At 37.8% G+C, this 2,256-nt stretch carries 3 protein-coding genes and 1 pseudogene; all 4 read left to right on the forward strand.

Going from position 1 to position 2,256, the window contains the following annotated elements:
- Positions 1-390: pseudogene (locus tag WMO65_RS26030) on the forward strand (hypothetical protein); the annotation flags it as partial.
- A gap of 355 nt (positions 391-745) precedes the next feature.
- Positions 746-1,282, forward strand: a complete 537-nt coding sequence (locus WMO65_RS26035; RefSeq protein WP_033140570.1) for a GNAT family N-acetyltransferase — start codon at positions 746-748, stop codon at positions 1,280-1,282.
- A gap of 66 nt (positions 1,283-1,348) precedes the next feature.
- Complete coding sequence (locus WMO65_RS26040) at positions 1,349-1,858, forward strand: GNAT family N-acetyltransferase (protein WP_103733132.1); 510 nt, start codon at positions 1,349-1,351, stop codon at positions 1,856-1,858.
- Positions 1,859-1,969: 111 nt separating this feature from the next.
- Positions 1,970-2,197 carry a Dph6-related ATP pyrophosphatase gene (locus WMO65_RS26045; RefSeq protein WP_148393671.1) on the forward strand — a complete coding sequence of 76 codons (228 nt, stop codon included), beginning with the start codon at positions 1,970-1,972 and terminating at the stop codon, positions 2,195-2,197.
- Positions 2,198-2,256: the final 59 nt, after the last annotated feature.

The following is a 2,256-nucleotide window of genomic DNA, read 5'->3' on the forward strand; positions in this document are numbered from 1 at the left end:
AGTCATTTCAGGACCGGACTTCGGGAGGTCTTTGAACTGCTTCCGCTTCTGAAGGATAAAGAAGGGATGAAAGAATTTCTGAAGACCAGAAGGGAGGAGTTCATGCATCTTGATGCCAAAAGGGGCTGGCTGGTATCAAAGTTTCTGAATGTTCCTGCTCTGAAAGATTTAAAAGAAAATGAGAAGGGAGAGGTGAATATGTGTACTGCAATTGAGGAAATGCTGGTGGAAAGAGAAGAACAGGGTATTGAACAGGGAGAAATGCGGGTGAATCAGTTAATTAAAGTATTATTGCGGCAGTCGGGTCAAAAGGAGATTTATGAAGAAATCAGGAGAGCTGTAACAGACCGGGAATATCAGAAGAAGCTTTTTGATGAATTCGGAATATAAAGGTTTCGCCATGGGTCGAATGGTCATCACGGTAAATGTGCAGACCTGTCTGAACTGTTGCAGACATATAACCGGGATATTTAGTGACTGACAAACCATAATGCTTTTTCTTCCGGATTATGGTATGATGATACAAATGAGAATTTGGCAAAAAAACAGGAGTTATAGTATGAGGATATCAGTATAGTATTCAACAATGATCGTGAGGTTCTTTAGGAGTCTTTTGGGTTTTACAGAGATGTACTTGGCTTCAGCAAAGGCCATCTTGGCGAGATGCTGTAAACAGGCCCTTAATTTCCAGTCTGTCGAAAGGAATCAGGGTTTCTGCATTTAATAATGGGGGTGAGAGGCAGCTATGAATATAAAATATCGCAGATTGGATATATCGGAATGTTTAAAAATAAGAGAAATAGATGCTTCTCAATATATTGGCCAGGCATGGCGCGAAGTTGATGGTAAAAGACAGCTTGTAAAAATAGACTATTACGAACCGGACCTTCCCAATGGGTTTGATGCTCACTTAAGTAAATTAATAGAAACGGTCAATTCCGGAGGGGTGGTGCTGGGGGCATTCCATGATATGCGTCTTGTGGGATATTGTAGTGCAAACAGTCTTGTTTTCGGTGAAAAATATAAATATGTCCTGCTTGATCAACTTTATATATCAAAGAATTTTCGAAATAAGGGTATCGGGAAAAGGTTATTTTTTATGGCGGCTGATAAGTCTAAAGAAAATGGGGCAGAAAAGTTTTATATATGTGCCGGTTCATCAGAAGAAACAATAGCTTTTTATTATGCTATTGGGTGTAAAGAAGCTATGGAAATAAATGAGGAATTATTCCAAAGCGATACGCGGGATATGCAATTGGAATATGATTTTAGAAAGCTATAGGAAACTGGAGCCTGTTTGAATGATAGTAATATGATTTGAATGATCCATTAAGTGAGGTGAAGGAATATGTTGGGATTAAGACCATATAAAAAATGTGATGCAGAGTATATTGTTAAATGGATAAAAGATGAAGTGGCTTTTAGGAAGTGGTGTGCAGACAGATTAAAAACATATCCTATTACCGCAGAAGATTTGAATGATTATTATGAGCAATATGCATTTTCCGATTCCTTTTTTGAGATGACTGCTTTTGATGAGACAGGTATAACAGGACATTTGATTATGCGGTATACGGATGGCGATAAAAAAGAACTTCGCTTCGGATTTGTAATTGTAGATGACAGTAAAAGGGGAAAAGGATACGGAAAAGAAATGCTGAAAGCAGCCTTGCAGTACGCCTTTGATATTTTAAAAGCAGAAAAGGTAACACTTGGAGTATTTGAGAATAATGAACCGGCTTATTATTGTTACAAAGCGGCTGGATTTCAGGATGTATTTCTTTTAAAACCTGAGATTTATCATATTCTTGACGAGGATTGGAATTGTCTGGAGTTAGAGTTTATTCGCCGGACATAATTTGTAGACAGCAGATTTCAATCTGTCGAGTGAAATACTTGGATTAGATTATAAAGATTTTACAGGATAAAGGATGTATATTCATCTGAATTTCAGCCTGCAGAGGTGCATATGATAAACGCATATTTTAATTGGAGCAGTGGAAAAGATTCAGCAATGGCTCTGTATTATGCAGAGAAATATGGAAAATATGATATTCGGTCATTGTTTACCATCATCAAAAAGGAAGAATCCAAAATAGCAATGCATGAGATAAGCATTGATTTACTGAGAAGGCAGGCGGATGCTATTGGGATCCCGTTGTCGGTATTGGAGTATGATTGTGTGAAACGTTCCTAGCTGAAAAGGCTAGGCAGACAGCAAGTGCTGTTTAGAACTATTACTTTGAGAAATCAAAT

Origin of the sequence: Blautia caccae (assembly GCF_040095955.1) — a bacterium.
Lineage (GTDB): Bacteria > Bacillota > Clostridia > Lachnospirales > Lachnospiraceae > Blautia > Blautia celeris.